19 protein-coding genes and 1 pseudogene are annotated in these 20,714 nt (G+C 69.1%); 6 read left to right on the top strand and 14 right to left on the bottom strand.

Going from position 1 to position 20,714, the window contains the following annotated elements; all coding sequences use genetic code 11:
* From AAG801_RS28050 to AAG801_RS28010, 9 genes are all read right to left on the bottom strand, one after another.
* Positions 1-1,688, bottom strand: a 1,688-nt coding sequence (locus AAG801_RS28050) for an acyl-CoA dehydrogenase family protein (protein ID WP_341891330.1), incomplete at its 3' end; no start/stop codon positions are given.
* Positions 1,689-1,700: 12 nt separating this feature from the next.
* On the bottom strand, positions 1,701-2,441 hold the full coding sequence (locus tag AAG801_RS28045) for an ABC transporter ATP-binding protein (protein WP_341891329.1): 741 nt from the start codon (positions 2,439-2,441) through the stop codon (positions 1,701-1,703).
* 2 nt (positions 2,442-2,443) lie between these two features.
* Positions 2,444-4,207 (bottom strand): branched-chain amino acid ABC transporter ATP-binding protein/permease, encoded by a 1,764-nt coding sequence (locus tag AAG801_RS28040; RefSeq protein ID WP_341891328.1) that lies wholly within the window; start codon positions 4,205-4,207, stop codon positions 2,444-2,446.
* A 2-nt stretch (positions 4,208-4,209) separates the two neighbouring features.
* Positions 4,210-5,250 (bottom strand): branched-chain amino acid ABC transporter permease, encoded by a 1,041-nt coding sequence (locus tag AAG801_RS28035; RefSeq protein ID WP_341891327.1) that lies wholly within the window; start codon positions 5,248-5,250, stop codon positions 4,210-4,212.
* A gap of 3 nt (positions 5,251-5,253) precedes the next feature.
* A complete protein-coding gene (locus tag AAG801_RS28030; RefSeq protein WP_341891326.1) occupies positions 5,254-6,387 on the bottom strand; it encodes an ABC transporter substrate-binding protein in 1,134 nt (377 codons plus the stop codon).
* Between the two features lie 34 nt (positions 6,388-6,421).
* Complete coding sequence (locus AAG801_RS28025; protein ID WP_341891325.1) at positions 6,422-6,841, bottom strand: acyl-CoA thioesterase; 420 nt, start codon at positions 6,839-6,841, stop codon at positions 6,422-6,424.
* Between the two features lie 17 nt (positions 6,842-6,858).
* Positions 6,859-7,623, bottom strand: a complete 765-nt coding sequence (locus tag AAG801_RS28020; protein ID WP_341891324.1) for an SDR family NAD(P)-dependent oxidoreductase — start codon at positions 7,621-7,623, stop codon at positions 6,859-6,861.
* Positions 7,624-7,636: 13 nt separating this feature from the next.
* Positions 7,637-9,490, bottom strand: coding sequence for a feruloyl-CoA synthase (locus tag AAG801_RS28015; protein WP_341891323.1), 1,854 nt, complete (start codon positions 9,488-9,490; stop codon positions 7,637-7,639).
* Entirely contained in the window at positions 9,487-10,299 is an 813-nt protein-coding gene (locus AAG801_RS28010) for a crotonase/enoyl-CoA hydratase family protein (protein ID WP_341891322.1), read from the bottom strand. Before AAG801_RS28010 ends, AAG801_RS28015 begins: the two co-directional genes overlap by 4 nt.
* Before the next feature lie 137 nt (positions 10,300-10,436).
* Here AAG801_RS28010 and AAG801_RS28005 point away from each other — a divergent pair, with 137 nt between their 5' ends.
* Positions 10,437-11,318 (top strand): amidohydrolase family protein, encoded by an 882-nt coding sequence (locus AAG801_RS28005; RefSeq protein ID WP_341891321.1) that lies wholly within the window; start codon positions 10,437-10,439, stop codon positions 11,316-11,318.
* Here AAG801_RS28005 and AAG801_RS28000 read toward each other — a convergent pair.
* Complete coding sequence (locus AAG801_RS28000) at positions 11,303-12,553, bottom strand: thiolase family protein (protein ID WP_341891320.1); 1,251 nt, start codon at positions 12,551-12,553, stop codon at positions 11,303-11,305. The two genes, AAG801_RS28005 and AAG801_RS28000, sit on opposite strands and share 16 nt — an antisense overlap.
* A 28-nt stretch (positions 12,554-12,581) precedes the next feature.
* Positions 12,582-14,381, bottom strand: coding sequence for a feruloyl-CoA synthase (locus tag AAG801_RS27995; RefSeq protein ID WP_341891319.1), 1,800 nt, complete (start codon positions 14,379-14,381; stop codon positions 12,582-12,584).
* Between the two features lie 111 nt (positions 14,382-14,492).
* Here AAG801_RS27995 and AAG801_RS27990 point away from each other — a divergent pair, with 111 nt between their 5' ends.
* Both AAG801_RS27990 and AAG801_RS27985 read left to right on the top strand, forming a co-directional pair.
* On the top strand, positions 14,493-15,062 hold the full coding sequence (locus AAG801_RS27990; protein WP_341891318.1) for a helix-turn-helix domain-containing protein: 570 nt from the start codon (positions 14,493-14,495) through the stop codon (positions 15,060-15,062).
* A gap of 66 nt (positions 15,063-15,128) precedes the next feature.
* Positions 15,129-15,953 (top strand): universal stress protein, encoded by an 825-nt coding sequence (locus AAG801_RS27985; protein WP_341891317.1) that lies wholly within the window; start codon positions 15,129-15,131, stop codon positions 15,951-15,953.
* A 3-nt stretch (positions 15,954-15,956) separates the two neighbouring features.
* Here the strand turns inward: AAG801_RS27985 and AAG801_RS27980 are convergent, their stop codons facing one another.
* Genes AAG801_RS27980 through AAG801_RS27970 form a run of 3 tightly spaced genes read right to left on the bottom strand, consistent with a single transcriptional unit; the run spans position 15,957 to position 18,141 of the window.
* On the bottom strand, positions 15,957-16,388 hold the full coding sequence (locus tag AAG801_RS27980; RefSeq protein WP_341891316.1) for a universal stress protein: 432 nt from the start codon (positions 16,386-16,388) through the stop codon (positions 15,957-15,959).
* 50 nt (positions 16,389-16,438) lie between these two features.
* Entirely contained in the window at positions 16,439-16,795 is a 357-nt protein-coding gene (locus AAG801_RS27975) for a hypothetical protein (protein ID WP_341891315.1), read from the bottom strand.
* A 38-nt stretch (positions 16,796-16,833) separates the two neighbouring features.
* Complete coding sequence (locus tag AAG801_RS27970) at positions 16,834-18,141, bottom strand: ammonium transporter (RefSeq protein WP_341891314.1); 1,308 nt, start codon at positions 18,139-18,141, stop codon at positions 16,834-16,836.
* A gap of 267 nt (positions 18,142-18,408) precedes the next feature.
* On the opposite strand from AAG801_RS27970, the gene AAG801_RS27965 reads away from it, so the two are divergent.
* From AAG801_RS27965 to AAG801_RS27955, 3 genes and pseudogenes are all read left to right on the top strand, one after another.
* The gene (locus AAG801_RS27965; RefSeq protein ID WP_341891313.1) at positions 18,409-19,578 is read left to right on the top strand and encodes an ABC transporter substrate-binding protein; all 1,170 of its coding nucleotides are present in this window, start codon (positions 18,409-18,411) and stop codon (positions 19,576-19,578) included.
* Positions 19,579-19,642: 64 nt separating this feature from the next.
* Entirely contained in the window at positions 19,643-20,515 is an 873-nt protein-coding gene (locus AAG801_RS27960) for a branched-chain amino acid ABC transporter permease (protein WP_341891312.1), read from the top strand.
* Positions 20,505-20,714: pseudogene (locus tag AAG801_RS27955) on the top strand (branched-chain amino acid ABC transporter permease); the annotation flags it as partial. The gene AAG801_RS27960 and the pseudogene AAG801_RS27955, both read left to right, overlap by 11 nt.

Genomic DNA, 20,714 nt, shown 5'->3' with positions numbered 1-20,714 from the left:
GCATGGTCGAACTCGGGCCGCAGGTGCGAGAAGCAGTGCGATGCGCTGTCGCGCTTGGCGGCATGGAAGGCATCACCGGCATGCTCGGGCCGGGACGACACCGCATCGGCGCGCGCCCACGCATGGGCGATCAGCGCCAGGCCGGTGGCGCGCAGCAGATCGTCGGCAATCCGGAAGGGCAGTTCGGCGTCCTCGCGCGAGGCGCTCACCACGTCGGCGGCGAGTTCGCCGAGCAGGCGCAACTGCTCGTAGGCCGCAGCGGCATGGCGGGCCTGCCCGGGCAGCGACGCGGCGAGCGCGTCGAGCCAGGCGGCGAACCGGCGCCCGCCGTCGGCGACGATCTTGCGCACCACCAGGTCGATCGCCTGGATCTGATTGGTGCCCTCGTAGATCATCGCGATGCGCGCATCGCGCACGCACTGCTCGATGCCCCAGTCGTGCGTGTAGCCGTGGCCGCCGAACACCTGCAAGGCCTCGCTGGCGAGTTCGAAGCCCTTGTCGGTCAGGAAGGACTTGAGCACCGGCGTCAGCAGCGCCGCCTGCTCCTGCGCGCGCTCGCGCGCAGCGGCGTCGCCGGATTGCTCGGACAGGTCGATCAGGTGCGCCGCCTCGTAGGCGATCATCCGCGCGCCCTCGACCAGCACACGCTGCCGCATCAGGATGCGGCGCATCGCCGGGTGCAGCACGATGGCGTCTGCCGCGGCCTTCGGGCCGCTGCGCACCGGCGCGCGCGACTGCAGCCGCTCGTGCGCATAGACCAGCGCGTTGCGGTGCGCGTTCTGCGCATGGGCCAGGCCCTGCAGCGCCACGTGCAGCCGCGCCGCATTCATCATCGCGAACATCGCCTGCAGGCCGCGATTCGGCTCGCCGACCAGCCAGCCGGTGGCGCCGTCGAAGGCCATCACGCAGGTCGCGCTGCCCTTGATGCCCATCTTCTTCTCGATGCCGTCGCAGCGCACGGCGTTGCGGCTGCCGTCCGGAAGGAACTTCGGCGCGAGGAACAGCGAGATGCCCTTGGTGCCCTCCGGCGCCTCCGGCAGGCGCGCGAGCACCAGGTGCACGATGTTGTCGGTCAGGTCGTGTTCGCCGCCGGAGATGAAGATCTTGGTGCCCTTGAGCCGATACGAGCCGTCCGCAGCCGGCGTGGCGCGGGTCGACAGCAGGCCGAGGTCCGAACCCGCATGCGCCTCGGTCAGGCACATGGTCGACAGCCATTCGCCGCTCACCACCTTGCCGAGGTAGCGTGCCTGCAGCTCGGGCGTGGCATGCAGGTGCAGGCACTCGTAGGCGCCGTGCAGCAGCCCCGGGTACATGGTCCAGGCGTGGTTGGCCGCGGCCAGCATCTCGTACAGCGCGGCATTGAGCACCTGCGGCAGGCCCTGCCCGCCCACCGCCGGGTCGCAGGCGAGTGCCGGCCAGCCGGCGTCGACGAAGGCGCGGTAGGCCTCCGCAAAGCCCTTGGGCGTGCGCACCTCGCCGTCCGTCAGCGTGCAGCCTTCCAGGTCACCGTTCGAGTTGGTCGGCGCCAGCACCTCGGTGGCGAAGCGCGCCGCTTCTTCCAGCACCTGGCGCGCCGTATCGGCATCGAGTTCGGCGAAGGCCGGCAGCGCGGCCCACTGCGCCGGCAGGCCGAGCACCTCCTCGATCACATAGCGCATGTCGCGCAGCGGCGCTTCGTACTGCCACATCGCAGCGTTCCTTCAGGCCGAGGTCTTCTGGCGTGCCGCGCCGAGGTAGGTGTCGATCACGCGCGAGTCGCGGGCGAGTTCGTCCGCCGGGCCTTCGAGTGCGATCTCGCCCATCTCGAGCACATAGCCATGATCGGCCACCTCGAGCGCCGCGCGCGCGTTCTGCTCGACCAGCAGGATGGTCACACCGGTGGCACGCAGGCCCTCGATGGTGCGGAAGATCTCCTTGACCACCAGCGGCGCGAGGCCGAGGCTGGGTTCGTCGAGCATCAGCAGGTCGGGCTGGCTCATCAGCGCCCGGCCGACCGCGAGCATCTGCCGCTCACCACCCGAGAGCGTGCCGGCGAGCTGCATGCGGCGCTCCTTCAGCCGCGGGAACAGCGTGTAGACCTGCTCCAGCACCTGCGCACCGCCCTTGTTGCCCAGCAGCACCTGACGATAGCCGCCGAGCAGCAGGTTGTCTTCCACCGGCATGGTGGCGAACAGCGCGCGCGTCTCCGGCACCAGCGCGATGCCCTGCATGACCCGTTCTTCCAGCGTCTTCAGGCCGATCGGCTGGCCGCGGTAGGCGATGGTGCCGCGCGAGGGCAGCACGCCCATCAGCGCGTTGAGCAGGGTCGACTTGCCGGCGCCGTTCGGGCCGATCACCGTCACCACGCTGCCTTTCTTCGCCTGCAGGTTCAGTCCGTGCAGCACCTCGGCACGGCCGTAGCCGGCGTGCAGGTCCTTCACATCGAGGATCAGTTCGCTCATGACTAGTGTTCCGTCCCGAGGTAGGCGGCTCGCACCGCGGGGCTGGCCTGCACCTCTTCCGGCGTGCCCTCGATCAGCTTGGTGCCGAACTCCATCACCACCACGCGGTCGACCAGGCCCATCACCAGGTCCATGTCGTGCTCGACCAGCAGGATGGCCATGCCTTCGTCGCGCAGCTGGCGCAGCACGGCGGCCAGCGCCTGCTTCTCCTTCAGGCGCAGGCCGGCGGCAGGCTCGTCGAGCAGCAGCAGCATCGGGTCGGCGGCCAGCGCGCGGGCGATTTCCATCAGCCGCTGCGGGCCCAGCGCCAGGTTGCCGGCCAGTTCATGCATGCGGTCGGCCATGCCGATGCGCTCGAGCTGCTTCTGCGCCTCGCGCAGCAGGCGCTTCTCTTCCGTGCGGTCCAGGCGCAGCACCGCCGAGGCGACGCCGGCCGAGCCGCGCAGGTGGGCGCCAAGCGCGACGTTCTCCAGCACCGTCATCGTCGGGATCATCTTGACGTGCTGGAAGGTGCGCGCCACGCCGCGTGCGGCGATCTCGCGCGAGGGCCGGCCCTGGATGGCCTGGCCACGCAGCGTCACGCTGCCGCGGGTGGCCGGCAGCACGCCGGTGACGAGATTGAAGGTGGTCGACTTGCCGGCACCGTTCGGCCCGATCAAGCCGAGGATCTGCCCGGCGCGCACCTGGAAGCTGACGTCGTTGACCGCCACCAGGCCGCCGAACTCCTTGCGCGCCTTGTCCACATCGAGCACCACCTCGCCCTGGGGCGGTTGCGCGCGGTGCGGCAGCGCCTGCGCGTCACCCCAGTCGACCGCGCGCTGCGGCTTCGGGAAGCGCGCCTCGACGAAGGCCCAGATGCCGTCGCGGGCGTACTGCAGCACCAGGATCAGCAGGATGCCGAAGACGATGACCTCGTAGTTGCCGCTGTTGCCGAACAGCTTGGGCAGCCAGTCCTGCAACTGCTCCTCGAGCACCTTGACGACGGTGGAGCCGACGATCGCGCCCCACACGTGGCCGACACCGCCGACCACCGCCATGAACAGGTACTCGATGCCCTTGTTCAGGCCGAAGGGCGACGGATTGACGGTGCGCTGGAAGTGCGCGAACAGCCAGCCCGACACGCTGGCCAGCAGTGCGGCGAGCACGAAGGCCGTGACCTTCAGGCGGAAGGTGTTGACACCCATCGCCTCGGCCATGGTCGTGCCGCCCTTGACGGCGCGCAGCGCGCGGCCGGTGCGCGAGTCGAGCAGGCGGATGGCGCCGAACGCGGCCAGCAGCACGATCAGCCAGAGCAGCCAGTAGAAGCTGCGCCCGGTGTTCAGCGTGACGCCGAACAGCTCCAGCGCCGGGATGCCGAGCAGGCCGTCGTACTTGCCCAGGGCGTCGATGTTGCCGAGCAGGTAGTACAGGCTCAGGCCCCAGGCGATGGTGGCCAGCGGCAGGAAGTGGCCCGACATGCGCAGCGTGATCCAGCCCAGCAGCAGCGCGGCGCCGAAGGTGAAGGCCAGGCCGATCCACACCGTGATCCACGGCGAGACGCCGTGCGCCTGCGTCAGGTAGGCGGCCGTGTAGGCGCCCATGCCGACGAAGGCCGCCTGGCCGAAGCTGGTCAGCCCCGCCACCCCGGTGAGCAGCACCAGGCCGATGGCGACCAGCGAATACAGGCCGATGTAGTTGGCCTGCGTGATCCAGAACTCGGGCACCGGCAGCAGCGGCAGGGCCGCCACCAGAAGCACGAAGGCGATGAGAAGGTAGCGCCTGACCATGTTCATTCTTCTTCGTCGTGGTGGCCGTGCTGGAACGAGCGCCACAGCAGCACGGGAATGATCAGCGTGAAGACGATGACTTCCTTGAAGGCGCTGGCCCAGAAGGAGCCGAAGCTCTCGATCAGGCCGACGAAGATCGCGCCCAGCGCGGCGGCGGGGTAGCTCGACAGCGCGCCGAAGATCGCGGCGACGAAGCCCTTCAGGCCGATCAGGAAGCCGGAGTCGTAGAACATCGTCGTGGTCGGGCCGATCAGCAGGCCCGACAGCGCGCCCATGAAGGCGGCCAGGCCGAAGCTCATCTTGCCGGCACCCGAGGTGGATATGCCCATCAGCCGCGCGCCGAGCCGGTTGACCGCGGTGGCACGCAGCGCCTTGCCGCGCAGCGTGCGCTCGAAGAACAGGTACAGCGCGATGATCAGCGCGATCGAGACCATGAAGATGATCAGCGTCTGTCCCGACAGCGTCAGCGGCCCGGCGGAGAAGCGTGCATCCCAGAAGCTCGGGTTGCGGAAGCCCTCGGCGCCGAAGAACACCAGGCCCAGCCCGGTCAGCGCGAAGTGCGCGCCGACCGAGACGATCAGCAGCACCAGCACGGTCGCGTCGGCCAGCTTCTCGTAGGCGAGGCGGTACAGCAGCGGCCCGAGCGGGGTGACGATCGCCAGCGTCAGCAGGCTCTGCAGCAGCAGCGGCAGTTGCCGCGGCGCGGCCCACCAGGCGATGGCCGAAACCACCACCGGGAAGGCGAGTGATTTCAGCGCGCCCAGCCCCACGGCGCCCACCGGCAGCCCGCGCCGCAGCCCGGCCACGGCGTCGAGCACGGCCGCGACCACTGCCATCACCAGCAGCAGCCACACCGTGCCCGGCACCTGGCCGAGTTGCAGCAGCGCGAGCGTCAGCGCGCCGTAGGCAACGAACTCGCCCTGCGGGATGAAGATCACCCGCGTGACGGCGAACACCAGCACCGTGGCCAGCGCCAGCAGCGCATAGACCGCGCCGTTGGTGACTCCGTCCAGCGTCAGGATGCTGGCGATCGAGAAGTCCATTGCTTACTCGACTTTCCAGTCGCCGTTGACGACCTTGAGGATCACGCCGGTTTCCGTCGTGAAGCCCCAGTGGTTGTCCTTGGTGTAGTTCAGCACGCCGTGCGAGACCACCGTGCGGCCCATGGTCTCGACGCCGTCGCGGATCGCGGCGCGGAACTCCTTGGTGCCCGGCTTGCCCTTCTTCAGCGCGCCCGGCAGCACCTTCTCGAGCACCACGATGGCGTCATAGGCGTGGCCGCCGAACTGGTTGCGGCTGCCCGGGCCGTAGGCCTTCTCGTACTTGGCGACGAAGTCGGCCGCCAGCGCCCGCGACGGATGGTTGGCCGGCAGCTGCTCGGGGATCACCGCCGGGCCGGAGGTCACGTACGCGCCTTCGACGTCCTTGCCGCCGACGCGCACCAGGTCGCGCGAGGCCGCGGCGTGGGTCTGGTAGATCTTGCCCTTGAAGCCGCGCTCGACGATGGCCTTGTGCGGCATCGCGGCGCCCGAGCCGGAGGCGACGACCAGCATCGCATCGGGGTTGGCCGAGACCAGCTTCAGCGCCTGTGCCGTCACACTGGTGTCGGCGCGCGCGAAGCGCTCCGCGGCGATGATCTGCGGGCCGCCGAGCGCCTGCGACTGCGCCTTGAAGTCGTTCAGCCAGCTCTCGCCGTAGGCATCGGTGTAGCCGAGGAAGCCGACGGTCTTCACGCCGAGCTTCTTCATGTGCTCGATCATCGCGTAGGCCATCACGGCGTTGCCCTGCGGCAGGCGGAACATCCAGTGGTCCTTGCCGGCGGGCAGCACGGCCGGCGAGAAGGCGAAGTGCGGCGTCTCCGATTCGGCGATCGGGCCGGACATCGCGATGGCCACCGGCGTGGCGGCCGAGCCCATGATGATGTCGGCCTTGTCCTCGGTGATGAACTTCTTCGCGTTGGTCACGCCCTTGGTCGGGTCGGTGGCGTCGTCGAGCACGATGACCTTGAGCTTCTCGCCGGCGATCTCGGTCGGCCACAGCTTGATGTAGTTGGCCATCGGGATGCCCAGGCCGGAGGCCGGCCCGGTCAGCGGCAGGCTGATGCCAATGGTGATGTCCGCCTGCGCGGCGCCGGCCAGCAATGCTGCCGCGACGGCAACCAGGGTCTTCAGAGCTTTCATCGTCTTGTCTCCGGAGGTTGAGAGGGAAAGGTGATCAAGAGCACAGGGCCTTGATGTCGTCGGGAACGGGAATGGCGCGCAGCCGGTCGGGGTTGTCCGGGTCGCGCTTGACAAAGGCACGCACCTCGCGGCCTTCGCAGATGAGATCGTCGCCTCGTGTCACGCGGTGCATCTGCACGAACACCTTGTCGCGCCATTCCTCGATCCAGGTGGCGATGGTGATCGTCTCGCCGTAGGTCACGGCCTTGATGAACTTCGTGTTGATCTCGAGCAGCGGTGTGCCGACGATGCCCCTGCTCTTGACCAGCTCGCGCCACGGCGGCAGGCCGCAGTCCATGAAGAACTTCAGCGAAGCTGCGTCCATCCAGCGCGAGAAGTTCGGGAAGAACACGATCCCTGCGGGGTCGCAGTCACCGAAGTGCACGTCGACGGAGTGGAAGGTGGTCTTGGGCATGGCCGGTTGCAACAGATTCAGCGCGGCGCCATGCGCAGCGCGCCATCCAGACGGATGACCTCGCCGTTGAGCGAGAGGTTGCGGATGATGCCCGCGGCGAGCTCGGCGAACTCTTCGGGTTTGCCCAGACGTTTGGGGAAGGGGATGCTCGCCGCCAGCGAGTCCTGCACCGCCTGCGGCAGTTCGGCCATCAGCGGCGTGAGGAACAGGCCCGGGGCGATGGTGCACACCCGCACGCCGAACTGCGCCAGGTCGCGCGCCAGCGGCAGCGTCATGCCGACGATGCCGCCCTTGCTGGCCGAGTAAGCCTCCTGGCCGACCTGGCCGTCGAAGGCGGCCACCGAGGCGGTATTGACGATCACGCCGCGTTCGCCGTCCTGCAGCGGCTCAAGCTTGACCATCTCGGCCACCGCGAGGCGGGTGATGTTGTAGGTGCCGATCAGGTTGACACGCACCACCCGCTCGAAGTCCTCCAGCGGCGCGGGCGAGCCGTCCTTGCCGACGATGCGCTTCGCACTGCCGATGCCCGCGACGTTCAACAGCAGGCGGGCCGGTCCATGCGCGGCACGGGCGGCCTCCAGCGCAGCGAGCACGCTGGCGGTGTCGGTGATGTCGCAGCCGAGGCCGACGCCGCCGATCTCTGCAGCGACGGCCTTCGCGCCCTCGGCGTTGCGGTCCAGCACTGCCACCTTCGCGCCCTGGCGGGCGAGTTCACGCGCCGTCGCGGCGCCGAGGCCCGAGGCCCCGCCGGTGACGAGTGCGGCTTGTCCAGCGATGTTCATGGGTATTCCGTCCTCAGGGCTTGGAAGGCAGGATCACGCCTTCGCCGCCGGCGTAGAGATGCTCGACGAGTGCATCGCGGTGGGTCAGCACAGCGCGCTGGTTGATCGAGCCCTTGTCGGTGACCTCGCCGCGGTCGATGCTCGGCGGGTCGGCCAGCACCATCGCGCGCGCCACGCGGGTCGCGCTGCCGGTGCCGGCGGCCCACTGGCCGTCGATCAGGCGCTGGAAGAAGGCCTGCACGTCGGGCGCGGCCAGCACATCGAGCGCCGGTGCCGTGGCGCTCAGGTTGGCGAAGGCGCGGCAGGCGTCCAGGCGCGGGAAGATCAGCAGGCCGATCTCGTCGCGGTTCATGCCCGCCACCACCACGTCCTGCACGCAGGGGTCGCCGGCGGCGATGACACGCGCACGCAGCGGGCCCACCGAGACGAAGGTGCCGGTGGAGAGCTTGAAGTCCTCGGCGGTGCGGCCGTCGAACATGAAGCCGCGGCCCGGGTTCGCCGCATCGATGGGCTTGACCGCATCACCGCTGCAGTAGAAGCCTTCTTCGTCGAAGGACTCGGCGGTCTGCTCCGGTGCGCGCCAGAAGCCCGGCGTGACGTTGGGGCCGCGGTAGCGCACCTCGGTCTTGTCGCCGCTGGGCACCAGCTTGAGTTCCATGCCGGGTGCCGGCAGGCCGATGTGGCCGGACTTCACCTCTTCCGCATTCGCGCACATCGCGAACGGCGCAGTCTCGGTCATGCCCAGGCCGGTGAGCATGCGGATGCGTTCGCCGCAACTCTGCTCGGCCAGGCGGTCGAGCTTGTCCCACACCGGCTGCGACAAGCCGGCGCCGGCGAAGAAGAACATGTTGACCCGCGCGAAGAGGGAGTCGCGCAGCGTGGCGTCGTCCTCCATCGCGTTGGCGATCTCCTCGAAGCCCTTGGGCACGTTGAAGTACACCGTGGGCGAGATCTCGCGCAGGTTGCGCAGCGTCTCGTGGATCAGCGCCGGCGTCGGCTTGCCTTCGTCGATGTAGAGCGTGCCGCCGTTGTAGATCGTCAGGCCCACGTTGTGGTTGCCGCCGAAGGTGTGGTTCCAGGGCAGCCAGTCGACCAGCACCGGCCGCACCTGGCCCAGGCCGGGGAAGCACTGCAGGATCTGTTGCTGGTTGGCGCAGATCATGCGCTGCGTGTTGATCACGCCCTTGGGCAGCTTGGTCGAGCCCGAGGTGAACAGGAACTTGGCGATCGTGTCCGGGCCGACAGCGGCGTGCGCGGCTTCGACCGCGGCGGTGGCCGGTTTCGCGAGCAGGTCGTCGAAGCGCAGCGTCTGGCGGCCGTCGATCGCACCGGTGGTCAGCACCACCGGCGTGTCGGCCGGCACGGTGGCGGCGATGGCCCGCCCGTAGCCGCTGGCCGACGAAGCGAACACCAGCCCCGGCGTCAGCACGCCGAGGATGTGGCGCAGCTTGCCGTAGTCCTGCGAGACGGTGGAGTAGGCCGGCGAGATCGGCGCGAAGGGCACACCCGCGAACATCGCGCCCAGGCCGAGCAGCAGGTGCTCGAGGTCGTTGTCGGACAGGATGGCCACCGGGTGCTGGGCCGACAGGCCGTGGTCGAGCAGCGCCTGCGCGATGCGCTTCGCGGCATCGACGGCTTCGGCATAGCTGATGCGCCGCCAGTCGCCGCCGTGCATGCGCTTGGCCGCGAGCGTGTGGCCGGGCGAGACCTCGGCCCAGTGCAGCAGCCGGTCGGTCAGGCGCACGGGATGGGCCGCCAGCGGTTCGGCAGACGTGACGAGCGTTGCGCCATCCGCACGCTTCTCGAAGCGTGCCGCCAGCGAGCCGCCCAGCGGCAGCGGCCGGTACTTCACCGTGCCGCCGCTCATGACGCCTTGCCCACCTTGCCGGCCCGCTTCTCGAGGAAAGCGCGCACACGCTCCTTCGCCGCATCGTCGCCCTGCGCGATGGCGGCCATCAGCGACTCGACGAACAGGCCGTCGCTCTGCGACAGGTCGGCGATGCGCGGCAGCGCCTGCATCACCGCGAAGTTGGACAGCGGCGCGTTCGAGGCGATCTTCGCCGCCAGCTCGCAGCCCTTGGCGAAGCCGGCGCCGTTGGCCACCACGTACTGCGACAGGCCACGGCGCTCGCCCTCGTGCGCGTCGAGCACACGGCCGGTGAGCATCATGTCGGTCATGGTCTGCACGCCGGCCAGGCGCGGCACGCGCGCCGATCCGCCGCCGCCGACGAAGATGCCGCGCTGGCCCTCGGGCAGGCCGTAGTAGGCGCTCTCCTCGGCGACCCGAAGGTGGCAGCTGCTGGCGATCTCCAGACCGCCGCCGACCACCGCGCCGTGCAGCACGGCGACCACCGGCACGCGGCCGAACTGGATCGCGTCCATCGCCGCATGCCAAGTGCGCGAGTGGATCACGCCTTCGGCGACGCTGCGCTCGGACAGCTCGGACAGATCCAGCCCGGCGCAGAAGTGATCACCCTCGCCGGTCAGCACCACCGCCTTGACCGCCTCGGGCAGCGAGACAAAGGCGCTGTGAAGCTGCGCGACCAGCGTGTCGTTGACGGCATTGCGCTTGGCCGGCCGGTTCAGGCGGATGTGTGCCACGGCATCGGCGATCTCGATGCGCAACAGGTCGAGCGCTGCCAGGGCGCCGATGGCGGGAGTGAAGTTCAGGGTCATGCGAGCCTCGTCGATTTAGTTTCTAGTTTTAACTAATTGGCTCGCCCGATCCACCGGGAAAACCCTAGAACGCTCTTGTAGGTGCGCGGGCTTTTAGTTATGGTGAGCAACCAATTGATGCTTCAAACACCATTCCCATGAAGACCGCGGACCTGATCGCCATCGACGTGCACACGCACGCCGAGGTGTCGTGCTGGAACCCCTTCGACAACTACGGCGAGGAGTACGACCGCGCCGCCGACAAGTACTTCGGCAGCAATCGCCGGCCGACGATCGACGAGACCGTCGCGTACTACCGCGAGAAGAAGATCGGCCTGGTCATGTTCACCGTCGACAGCGAGGCGCAGCTCGGCCGGCGCCGCATTCCGAACGAGGAGATCGCGGAGGCGGCGAAGAAGAACGCCGACATGATGATCTGCTTCGGCAGCATCGACCCGCACAAGGGCAAGATGGGCGCGCGCGAGGCGCGCAAGCTGATCGAGGAGCACGGCGTCAGGGGCTTCAAGTTCCACCCGACCGTGCAGGGCTTCCTGCCCTACGACAAGATGGCCTGGCCGATCTACGAGGTGATTGCCGAGTACAAGCTGCCGGCGATCTTCCACAGCGGCCATTCGGGCATCGGCTCGGGCATGCGCTGCGGCGGTGGCTTGAGGCTGCAGAACAGCAACCCGATGCTGCTGGAAGACGTGGCGATCGACTTCCCGGACATGCAGATCGTGGTGGCGCACCCGAGCTGGCCGTGGCAGGACGAGGCGCTGTCGCTGGCGCTGCACAAGCCGAACGTGTGGATCGACCTGTCGGGCTGGAGCCCGAAGTACTTTCCGCCCCAGCTCATCCAATACGCCAACACGCTGCTGAAGGACCGCATGCTGTTCGGCAGCGACTACCCGCTGATCACGCCGGAGCGCTGGATGAAGGACTTCGGCGAAGCGGGGTTCAAGCCGGCGGTGCACGAGAAGATCCTGAAGACGAACGCGATGCGGCTGCTCGGGCTCGGCGAGGTTCAGCCGGCCGCCTGAGGGTTCTCGACCAGCAGTGCAATGCCCTGGCCGCCGCCGACGCAGGCGGAGGCGACGCCCCAGCGGGCGCCGATCTCCTTGAGCTGGCGCGCAACCGTGACGGTCAGCCGCACACCGGTGGCGGCCAGCGGATGACCGAGCGCAATGGCACCGCCCTTGGCGTTGAGCTTCGCGGGATCGAGCCCCAGTTCACGCTGCACGGCCAGCGTCTGCGCGCCCTGCGCCTCGTTGATCTCGAAGCGAGCGATGTCGTCGATCGACAGGCCGGCGCGTTCGAGCAGCAGGCGGATCGCCGGCGCCGGGCCGATGCCCATGATCTCGGGCGGCACGCCGACGGCCGAGGCCGCCACCAGGCGCGCCAGCGGCTGGCCGCCCCACTCACGCGCCACCGGGCCGGAGGCGACGAGTGCAGCCACCGCTGCATCGGTCAGCGCCGAGCTGTTGCCGCCTGTCTGCACGCCGTCCTTGAACACCGCACGCAGCTTGGCCAGCACCTCCGGCGGCGAGATGCGAGGGTGCGTGTCGCGGTCGGCCACCGGCGCCTTGCCGGCCAGGCGGATGCCGCGCGGCTTGTAGCCCTCGAGCTCGAACACCTCGTTCGAGACAGGCACGATCTCGCCGTCGAAGAAGCCGGCCTGCTGCGCCGCCACCGCGCGCGCGAAGGACTCGGAAGCGAACGCATCGACCTGCTCGCGCGTGATGCCGTATTGCTTCGCCAGGTTCTCGGCCGTCTGGATCATCGAGATCGCCGGCGCCGGGTCGGTCAGCGCCTCCCACATGTAGTCCTTGAAGGCTGGCGCCATGCCGAGCTTGAAGCCCTGGCGGTGCTCGAAGGCGGCGATCGGGTTGCGCGTCATCGACTCGGTGCCGACGACCAGCGCCAGGCTGGCCGCGCCGGTGGCGATCTGCTCGCCGGCCTGGCGGAACAGCTCGAAGCCGGTGCCGCAGATGCGCTGCACCATGATCGCGCTCACCTCGCAGGGCACGCCGGCGTACAGGCCGATGTGGCGCGGCACGTAGAACTGGTCGAAGCCGCCGGGCGCCATGTTGCCGGCGAGCACTGAGTCGACCCGGTCGGCGGCGATGCCGGTGCGCCGGAAGACCTCGCGCGCGACCTTGATGCCCAGGTCGATCGGGTTCGCGTCGGCGAAGGCGCCGCAGTAGTCGACCATCGGCGTGCGAACGCCGTCGAGGATCCAGGTGTCGTCGAAGGACTGGAAGAGGCCGCGGGACATGGTGTTCGAACTCCGGTTCGGGCGCGCTTCAGGCACGGATCACGCGCGCATCGGGCGTGGCGGCGTAGAGGGCTTCGACCTCCGCCGCGCGGCGGCGCAGCACCGCACCCTGGTTGATGTAGCCCTTGTCGGTGATCTCACCGGCGTCGGCGTTCGGCGGCTCGGCCAGCCACAGCGCGCGCACCGGCGTCTGCGAGGAGCCACCGCCTTCGCTGCGCAGCGCCGCCAGCGCGGCACGCGTGCGCTCGGCGAGTTCAGCGGCCGGCACGTCCTTCGCGGCCGGGCTGGGGAACAGCAGCACGCCGACGTCGCCACGGTCGTGGCCGGCGATCACCGCGTCCTGCACCAGCGGCGCCAGCGCCGAGACCACACGCAGCCGCAGCGTGCCCACCGACACCCAGGTGCCCGAGGAGAGCTTGAAGTCCTCGGCCACACGGCCATTGAAGGCCACGCCGCGCTCGGGCTTCGCCTCGTCGACGAGGAAGCCGGCGTCGCCGATGCGGTAGTAGCCTTCCTCGTCGAAGGCCTGCGTCGTCAGCGCCGGCGCGTTGCGGTAGCCGGGGAAGACGGTAACGCCGCGCACGCGCATCTCCAGCTTCTCGCCGTTCGGGATGAACTTCAGCTCCATGCCGGGCAGCGGCGCGCCGATGCAGCCGGCACGCTCGAGCTTCCAGTGCGCGGAGGTGATGGCCGGCGAAGTCTCGGTCGAGCCCCAGGAGGTGGTGAACCAGACCGGCTCGTCGCGCACCTGGCGCGCCACCGCCTCCAGCCGTTCCCAGCTCGACTGCGCCAGCGCCGCGCCGGCGTAGAAGACCATGCGCAGCCGGGCGAAGAACTCGCGCGCCAATGACTCATCCTTCTCGAGGAAGGGCAGCAGCATGTCGAAGCCGCGCGGCACGTTGAAGTACAGCGTCGGCTTCACCTCGAGCAGGTTCTTCACCGACTTCTCGACCAGGCCCGGCGCCGGCCGGCCTTCGTCGATGTACAGCGTGCCACCGTTGCGCAGCACCAGGTTGAAGTTGTGGTTGCCGCCGAAGGTGTGGCTCCAGGGCAGCCAGTCGAGCACCACCGGCTTCTCGTGCTCGAGGAAGCGCCAGGCCTGGGCGATCATCTGCTGGTTGGCGCACAGCATGCGGTGGGTGTTGATGACCACCTTGGGGTGGCCGGTGGAGCCCGAGGTCAGCAGGTACTTGGCATGGTCGTCGGGCTGGATGGCCTCGAAGGCGGCCATCACCGCCGGGCTCTCGGCAGTGCGGGTCAGGCTGTCGAAGCTCAGTGCGCCGGGGTGCGAATCGGCACCCTGGCTGAACACCGTCACCACGCCCAGCGCCGCGCTGGCGATCGCCGGGCCGTAGACCACGGCGTCCGACGCATAGACCAGCGCCGGCCCGAGCGTGTTCAGGATGCCCTGGATCTTGGTGTAGTCCTTGGTCAGGCGGCAGTAGGCGCTCGACACCGTGCACACCGGCCGGCCGACGTGCATCGCCGCGAGCATCAGCAGCGCGTGGTCCACCGAGTTGTCCGACAGCACCACCACCGGCCGGCCCGGCGGCAGGTGCAGGCCGATCAGGCTTTGCGCGATGGAGCCGACCGTCTTGCGCACCTGGGCATAGCTGAGCTTGCGCCAGCCGCCGGCCGCATCGCGCTCGGCGAGGAAAACGGTGTCGGGCGTGGCCTGTGCCCAGTGCTCGAGCCATTGCCCGATGCAGCGCGCGTAGGGCTTCAGCGGCTCGGGCGAGCGCAGCACGAAGGCGCCGCCGTCGAAACGAAGGCGCACGGCGCGCGGCGGCGCCAGCATCGCGGGGTCGTCGAAGAAGCTCGTGGCCATGCCGGTCTCCATACACTCCTGTATGGAACGATCCTAGGCTTGATGCACGATATTGCACATGGGGATTCCCCCAGTTTCCATACAGTTGTGTATGGCATCATCGGCGCCGCCATGCCGCGCGCCGACACGCTCACCCCGGACACCTGGATCGCCGCCGCCACCGAGGTGCTGATCGATCGCGGCATCGACGCGGTGCGGATCGACGTGCTGGCCAAGGCGCTGGAGGTCACGCGCGGCAGCTTCTACTGGCACTTCAAGGACCGCGAGGCGCTGCTGGTGGCCGTGCTGCACGCCTGGCGCGACGGCGCCACCGAGCAGGTGATCGAACGTTTCGAGGGCCAGCAGGCCGACCCGCAGGCGCTGCTCGGCGAGCTGATCTCGCTGCCCTTCCGCGGCCGCAGCGCACAGCGCGCGGCGCGCGTCGAGCTGGCGATCCGCGCCTGGGCACGACGCGACGCGCTGGCCCGCCAGGCGGTCGACGAGGTCGATGCGCGCCGCCTGTCCTACATCTCGCAGTGCTTTTCGGCGCTGGGCTTTCCCATCGCCGAGGCGCGCGCCCGCGCCTTCATCCTCTATGCCTACGAGGTGGCCGAGTCGCTGCTCACCACGCAAGGCACGGCAGCGCAGAAGAAGGAACGCAGCGCGCTGCTGCAGCGGCTGGTGACGGCGCGGCTGGCTTGACGCACCTCAACGGCGGCGCCGGCTCGACGCCCTAGCCTGCGGATTCCCCCTGCCGGAGACATTGCGATGAGCACGCTGAAGACCCTTCTCGTCCACGTCGACTCCTCGCCGCGCGCCGCCGTGAGGCTGAAGCTGGGCGAGCAGCTCGCACTCGCCCACGGCGCGCAGGCCACCGCCGCCTACGCCGTCACCTCGGCGCTGATGCGCTACCCGATGGCGATGGCCGCCGGCGCGGACATCGCGCCAATGCTCGCCGAAGTCGATGCGCAGCGGGTCGAGGCGGCGCGCAAGCTGTACGCCGGCAGCGTCGACCGCGCGCACGTCGCCTGGCTGGAACTCGGCGGCCCGCCGATTGCCGACTTCACGCAGCAGGCCCTCTATGCCGACCTGCTGGTGCTGGGCCAGCGCGGAGCCGACGAGACGCGCGACGTCGACGTGCCGGCCGACTTCGTCTCCTCGGTGCTGATCGGCAGCGGCCGGCCGGCGATCGTGGTGCCGCACATCGTCACCGGCGCGGTGCGGCTCGGCCGCGTGCTGATCGCCTGGAAGCCGACGCGCGAGTCGGCGCGCGCCGTGACGGCGGCCCTGCCGCTGCTGCTGCAGGCGAGCCAGGTCACGGTGGTGAGCTTCGACGAGGGCGACTCGGCCGCCGGCGCCGAGGCCGGCATCGTCGGCTACCTGCGCCAGCACGGGGTGCAGGCGGGTTTCAAGCGCGAGGTCGCCTCGGAGATCGACGTCGGCGACCAGTTGCTGTCACTCGCCGCCGACGAACAGACCGACCTGCTGGTGATGGGCTGCTATGGCCATGGCCGTGCCCGCGAGTGGGCGCTGGGCGGTGCGACGCGGACCGTCATCCAGTCGATGACGATCCCGGTGCTGATGTCACATTGAAGGTCACACTGAAGTACGCACAACGGTGACCGGCATGCGCGCATCGTGCAGCAGCGCGTGCGCCACCGAGCCGAGGCGGCCTCCGGCGGTCTCGCCCCGGCCGCGGGCGCCGAGCACGATCATCGAGCAGCCTTCGTCCTCGGCGATGTCGAGCAGCGCGTGAGCGGGCTCGCCGCGCGCGACCTCCAGCTCGTGGTCGACGCCGGCGGCGCTGCACAGCGCGACGGCCTGCTGCAGCAGGTGCTCGCCCGCCTCGCGGGCGATCGACTCGATCGCATCGGCATCGTGCACGCGCAGCAGTTCATAGAGGCTGGCCGGCTCCTGCACGTTGGCCAGCAGCAGGGTCGCGCGCAGGCCGTCGCGCACGAGTTGCAGCGCGTGATGCACGGCGGCGAGCGATTCGGCCGAGCCGTCGACGGGAACGAGGATCTTCATGGCGGTGCTCCGCAAACTGCGCGCCCGGGGATGGCACGCTCGCTGCTAGCCTACCGCAGCCCGCCGGTGTACTTCTTGAGCACGCGCGCCCTCAGCTCTTCTTCGCTCGCGCTGGCGGCCGGTGCCGCCTTCGGCGCCTCGAGCTTCGAGTCGGGCGCCGCCGGCTTCGGCGGCGGCGCCGGCGTGTCGGCGATGCGCGGGCCGTGCAGGCGTTTCTCGACGTAGCGCGCGTACTCGAGCAGGCGCGGGTCCTGGCTGTTCAGCGCCTCGGCGAGCACCTCGCGCGCATAGCTGAAGTCGTGCAGGAACTGCCCGACGTTGAGATTGCGTCCGAACTCCCGGCGCAATGGGACGACCATGCGCACGAGGTAGTTCATCAACTGCGTGTCTTGTTCTTCGGCTCCCATGGACAGCGCCCTCCGGTGTTCTTGTCAGTACCGCGGGCTCAGGCGTTGGGAGCGAGCATCTCTCCGTGCTGCGCGATGTCGAGGCCGACCTTCTCCTGTTCGGCATCGACGCGCAGCGACACCACCAGCCCGATGGCGCGCAGGATGATCCAGGTGCCCGCGCCGGCGTAGGCCATGACGGCGAGGGCGCCGATCGTGTTGGTGAGCACGGTGGCCGTGACTGGCGCGATGGCCGCGGTGGCGAACACCGGCGTCAGCACCGTGCCGACGATGCCGCCGACGCCGTGCAGTGCGAACACGTCCAGCGAGTCGTCGATGCCGGTCAGCGCCTTGAAGCCGACCACCGCGAAGAAGCAGACCACGCCAGCCACCGCGCCGATGACCATCGCGCCGTTGAAGCCGACGTAGCCGGACGCCGGCGTCACCGCGATCAGCCCGGCGATGGCGCCGGTCATCGTGCCCAGCACGCTCCACTGGCCGCGGCGCATGAACTCGCAGAAGCCCCACAGCATGGCGCCGGCACAGGCGGCCACCTGGGTGGCCAGCAGCGCACCGCCGGCGCGCGCGCTGGCCTCGAAGGCGGAGCCCGCGTTGAAACCGAACCAGCCGGCCCACAGCAGGCCTGCACCGAGCACGGTGATGAGCAGGTTGTGCGGCACCATCGGTTCCTTGCCGAAGCCGCGGCGCGGCCCGAGCACCCAGGCCGCCACCAGGCCGCTGGCGCCAGCGGCGACGTGCACCACGGTGCCGCCGGCGAAGTCCATGTGGCCCTGCTGGGCGAGCCAGCCTTCCGGATGCCAGATCCAGTGGGCGATCGGCGCATAGATCAGGGTCGACCACAAGGCCGCGAAGACGAGCGTCACGCCCAGGCGCATGCGCTCGGCGGTGGCACCGAGCACCAGCGCGAAGGTGATGATCGCGAACGACAGCTGGAACAGGAAGAAGATCGACTCGGGGATGGTCGGCGCCACGATGTGGGCACCGACCTTCTTGCCGATCAGCCCTTCGCCGAACACACGCTCCAGGCCGCCGAAGAAGGGCGAGCCGTGGCTGAAGGCCAGCGAATAACCGATCGCCGCCCAGCACAGGGTGATCACCGCGGAGGCCGCCACGGTATGCGCCACGATCGACAGCGCGTTCTTGGTGCGCAGCATGCCACTGTAGAAAAGGATGATCCCCGGCATCGTCATCAGCAGCACCAGCACGGTGGAGATCAGCATCCAGGCGATGTCGGCGCCGTTGAACGCGGGCGCGGCAGCGGCCGCTGGTGTCTGCGCCCAGGCCGGCAGCACAGCGGTCAGGGCGGCGATGCCAAGAGTGGCGCGGGCGAATCGTGCATTCATCATCTGATGTCCCTCCGTGCCGACAAGATGGCGGCGCTTCATCACAGGTGACGAGCAATGTATGCAAAGAGGCCTCTGCCCGGGGGGGCACAAATCACGCCATCGCGGGCTTGTTGCGTGCACGACTTGGCAGTTCGGGCGCCCAATCGCCGCGCGAAGGGAACCGGGTGACCGCTCGTTGGCGGCGCTGGCGAGCTCCTGTGTCAAACCCCGATGGTCGCGGCGGGGCCGCTGGATAGCATCCGCCCATTTCCCTTTCGGAGTGCCAGGATGCGAAAACTTCTCCCCCGCGCCGCGCTGACGGCCATCTGTGCCGCTGCCTTCGTGCAGACCGCTCACGCCCAGGCCGCCGGACCGATCAAGGTCGGCCTGATGCTGCCGGCCACCGGCACCTTCGCCGCCCTCGGCGACATGATTGAGAAGGGCTTCAAGCTGCACGTGCAGGAGCAGGGCGGCAAGCTCGCCGGCCGCGAGATCCAGTACTTCCGCGTCGACGACGAGAGCGACCCGTCCAAGGCGACCGACAACGTCAACAAGCTGATCAAGCGCGACCAGGTCGACGTGCTGGTCGGCACGGTGCACTCGGGCGTGGCGCTGGCGATGGCCAAGGCGGCCAAGGAGAGCAACACGCTGCTGATCGTGCCGAACGCCGGCGCCGACGCCATCACCGGCCCGATGTGCGGCGCCAACATCATCCGCAGCAGCTTCAGCAACTGGCAGCCGGGCTACTCGACCGGCGTGGTCGCGGCGCAGAAGGGCTACAAGCGCGCGATGACCATCACCTGGAACTACGCCGCCGGCCAGGAGACGGTGAAGGGCTTCAAGGAAGCCTTCGAGAAGGGCGGCGGCCAGGTCATCAAGGACCTCAACCTGCCCTTCCCCGGCGTCGAGTTCCAGGCCCTGCTGACCGAGATCGCGGCGCAGAAGCCCGACGTGGTGTTCGCCTTCTTCGCCGGCGGCGGCGCGGTCAAGTTCGTCAAGGACTACGACGCGGCCGGCCTGAAGAAGAGCGTGCCGCTGTTCGGCTCCGGCTTCCTGACCGACGGCACGCTGGAGGCGCAGGGCGCCGCCGCGCAGGGCCTGCAGACCACGCTGCACTATGCCGACAGCCTGGACATCCCGAAGAACAACGCCTTCCGCAAGAACTTCGCGCTGACCTACAAGCAGAACGCCGACGTCTACGCGGTGCAGGGCTACGACGCCGCGCAGTTGCTCTCCGCCGGGCTGAACGCGGTGAAGGGCGACATGGCCAAGCGCGATGCGATGCTCGCCGCGATGCGCAAAGCGACGGTGGACAGCCCGCGTGGCAAGTTCACGCTGTCGCCGGCCGGCAACCCGGTGCAGGACATGTACCTGCGCGAGGCCAAGGGGCCGAACAACGAGTACCGCGCGGTGGCGGTGAAGGCGCTCGCCGATCCCGCCCGCGGATGTAAGTTGTAAAGTCAGGCTCGCGTCCCGATCCCGAGGGCGGCGCCGAGCCGCCCTTTTTCATGCGCCCTTCGCCGTGGACCTCGCCACCTTCCTCGTCCAGTGCCTGAACGCCGTGCAGTACGGCCTGCTGCTGTTCCTGGTGGCCAGCGGCCTGACGCTGATCTTCGGGATCATGGGCGTCATCAACCTGGCGCACGGCAGCTTCTACATGATCGGCGCCTACCTGGCCTTCGTGCTGGCGCCGTGGTTCGGCGACTGGTACCTCACCAAGCTGGTCGCCGGCGTGATCCTCGCTGCCGTGTTCGGCTACCTGCTCGAGTGGGCCTTCTTCAGCTTCCTCTACCAGCGCGAGCACCTGCAGCAGGTGCTGATGACCTATGCGCTGATCCTGGTCTTCGAGGAACTGCGCTCGATGCTGGTCGGCAACGACGTGCACGGCGTGCAGGCGCCGACCTGGCTGGCCGGCGGCTTCAAGCTCGGCGAGCTGATGAGCTACCCCTGGTACCGCGTGTTCGCCTCGGTCGCCTGCATCGTGCTAGCGATCGGCCTGTACTGGGTGGTGAACCGCACCCGGCTGGGCATGATGATCCGCGCCGGCGCGAGCAACCGCGACATGGTGCGCGGCCTGGGCATCGACATCCAGCGCCTTTATCGCATCGTCTTCGCCGGCGGCGTGGCACTCGCCGCGCTGGCCGGCATGATCGCCGCGCCGCTGTCCTCGGTCTACCCGGGCATGGGCGGCAGCGTGCTGATCATCTGCTTCGTCGTCGTGGTGATCGGTGGCATCGGCTCGATCACCGGCGCGCTGATCGCCTCGCTGCTGGTGGGCTTCGTCGACACCTTCGGCAAGGTGTTCTTCGCCGAGTTGAGCGGCATCGGCGTCTACGTGCTGATGGCGGTCATCCTGATCTGGCGGCCCGAGGGGCTGATGAAGCATGGCCGCTGAGTCCTCCCGTTCGAGCCTGGGCTGGCTCGTGCCCGTGATCGGCCTGGCCGTGCTGGCGGCCCTGCCGCTGGTGCTGACTTCCTACACGCAGGACCTGGTGCTCAAGATCGCCGTGTTCGCCATCTTCGCGCTCAGCCTCGAGCTGCTGGTGGGCAGCGCGGGGCTGGTCAGCCTTGGCCACGCGGCCTTCTTCGGCATC

The sequence above is a fragment of the Variovorax sp. YR752 genome (genome assembly GCF_943372545.1).
Note: the sequence above shows the minus strand (reverse complement) of the source record. Positions and strands in the feature narration are given on the sequence as shown.

What these genes read in the sequence shown, in the direction of transcription:
- AAG801_RS28045 (WP_341891329.1), bottom strand. Translation starts at nt 2,441, where the DNA reads ATGAGCGAACTGATCCTCGATGTGAAGGACCTGCACGCCGGCTACGGC.
- AAG801_RS28040 (WP_341891328.1), bottom strand. Translation starts at nt 4,207, where the DNA reads ATGGTCAGGCGCTACCTTCTCATCGCCTTCGTGCTTCTGGTGGCGGCC.
- AAG801_RS28035 (WP_341891327.1), bottom strand. Translation starts at nt 5,250, where the DNA reads ATGGACTTCTCGATCGCCAGCATCCTGACGCTGGACGGAGTCACCAAC.
- AAG801_RS28030 (WP_341891326.1), bottom strand. Translation starts at nt 6,387, where the DNA reads ATGAAAGCTCTGAAGACCCTGGTTGCCGTCGCGGCAGCATTGCTGGCC.
- AAG801_RS28025 (WP_341891325.1), bottom strand. Translation starts at nt 6,841, where the DNA reads ATGCCCAAGACCACCTTCCACTCCGTCGACGTGCACTTCGGTGACTGC.
- AAG801_RS28020 (WP_341891324.1), bottom strand. Translation starts at nt 7,623, where the DNA reads ATGAACATCGCTGGACAAGCCGCACTCGTCACCGGCGGGGCCTCGGGC.
- AAG801_RS28015 (WP_341891323.1), bottom strand. Translation starts at nt 9,490, where the DNA reads ATGAGCGGCGGCACGGTGAAGTACCGGCCGCTGCCGCTGGGCGGCTCG.
- AAG801_RS28010 (WP_341891322.1), bottom strand. Translation starts at nt 10,299, where the DNA reads ATGACCCTGAACTTCACTCCCGCCATCGGCGCCCTGGCAGCGCTCGAC.
- AAG801_RS28005 (WP_341891321.1), top strand. Translation starts at nt 10,437, where the DNA reads ATGAAGACCGCGGACCTGATCGCCATCGACGTGCACACGCACGCCGAG.
- AAG801_RS28000 (WP_341891320.1), bottom strand. Translation starts at nt 12,553, where the DNA reads ATGTCCCGCGGCCTCTTCCAGTCCTTCGACGACACCTGGATCCTCGAC.
- AAG801_RS27995 (WP_341891319.1), bottom strand. Translation starts at nt 14,381, where the DNA reads ATGGCCACGAGCTTCTTCGACGACCCCGCGATGCTGGCGCCGCCGCGC.
- AAG801_RS27990 (WP_341891318.1), top strand. Translation starts at nt 14,493, where the DNA reads ATGCCGCGCGCCGACACGCTCACCCCGGACACCTGGATCGCCGCCGCC.
- AAG801_RS27985 (WP_341891317.1), top strand. Translation starts at nt 15,129, where the DNA reads ATGAGCACGCTGAAGACCCTTCTCGTCCACGTCGACTCCTCGCCGCGC.
- AAG801_RS27980 (WP_341891316.1), bottom strand. Translation starts at nt 16,388, where the DNA reads ATGAAGATCCTCGTTCCCGTCGACGGCTCGGCCGAATCGCTCGCCGCC.
- AAG801_RS27975 (WP_341891315.1), bottom strand. Translation starts at nt 16,795, where the DNA reads ATGGGAGCCGAAGAACAAGACACGCAGTTGATGAACTACCTCGTGCGC.
- AAG801_RS27970 (WP_341891314.1), bottom strand. Translation starts at nt 18,141, where the DNA reads ATGATGAATGCACGATTCGCCCGCGCCACTCTTGGCATCGCCGCCCTG.
- AAG801_RS27965 (WP_341891313.1), top strand. Translation starts at nt 18,409, where the DNA reads ATGCGAAAACTTCTCCCCCGCGCCGCGCTGACGGCCATCTGTGCCGCT.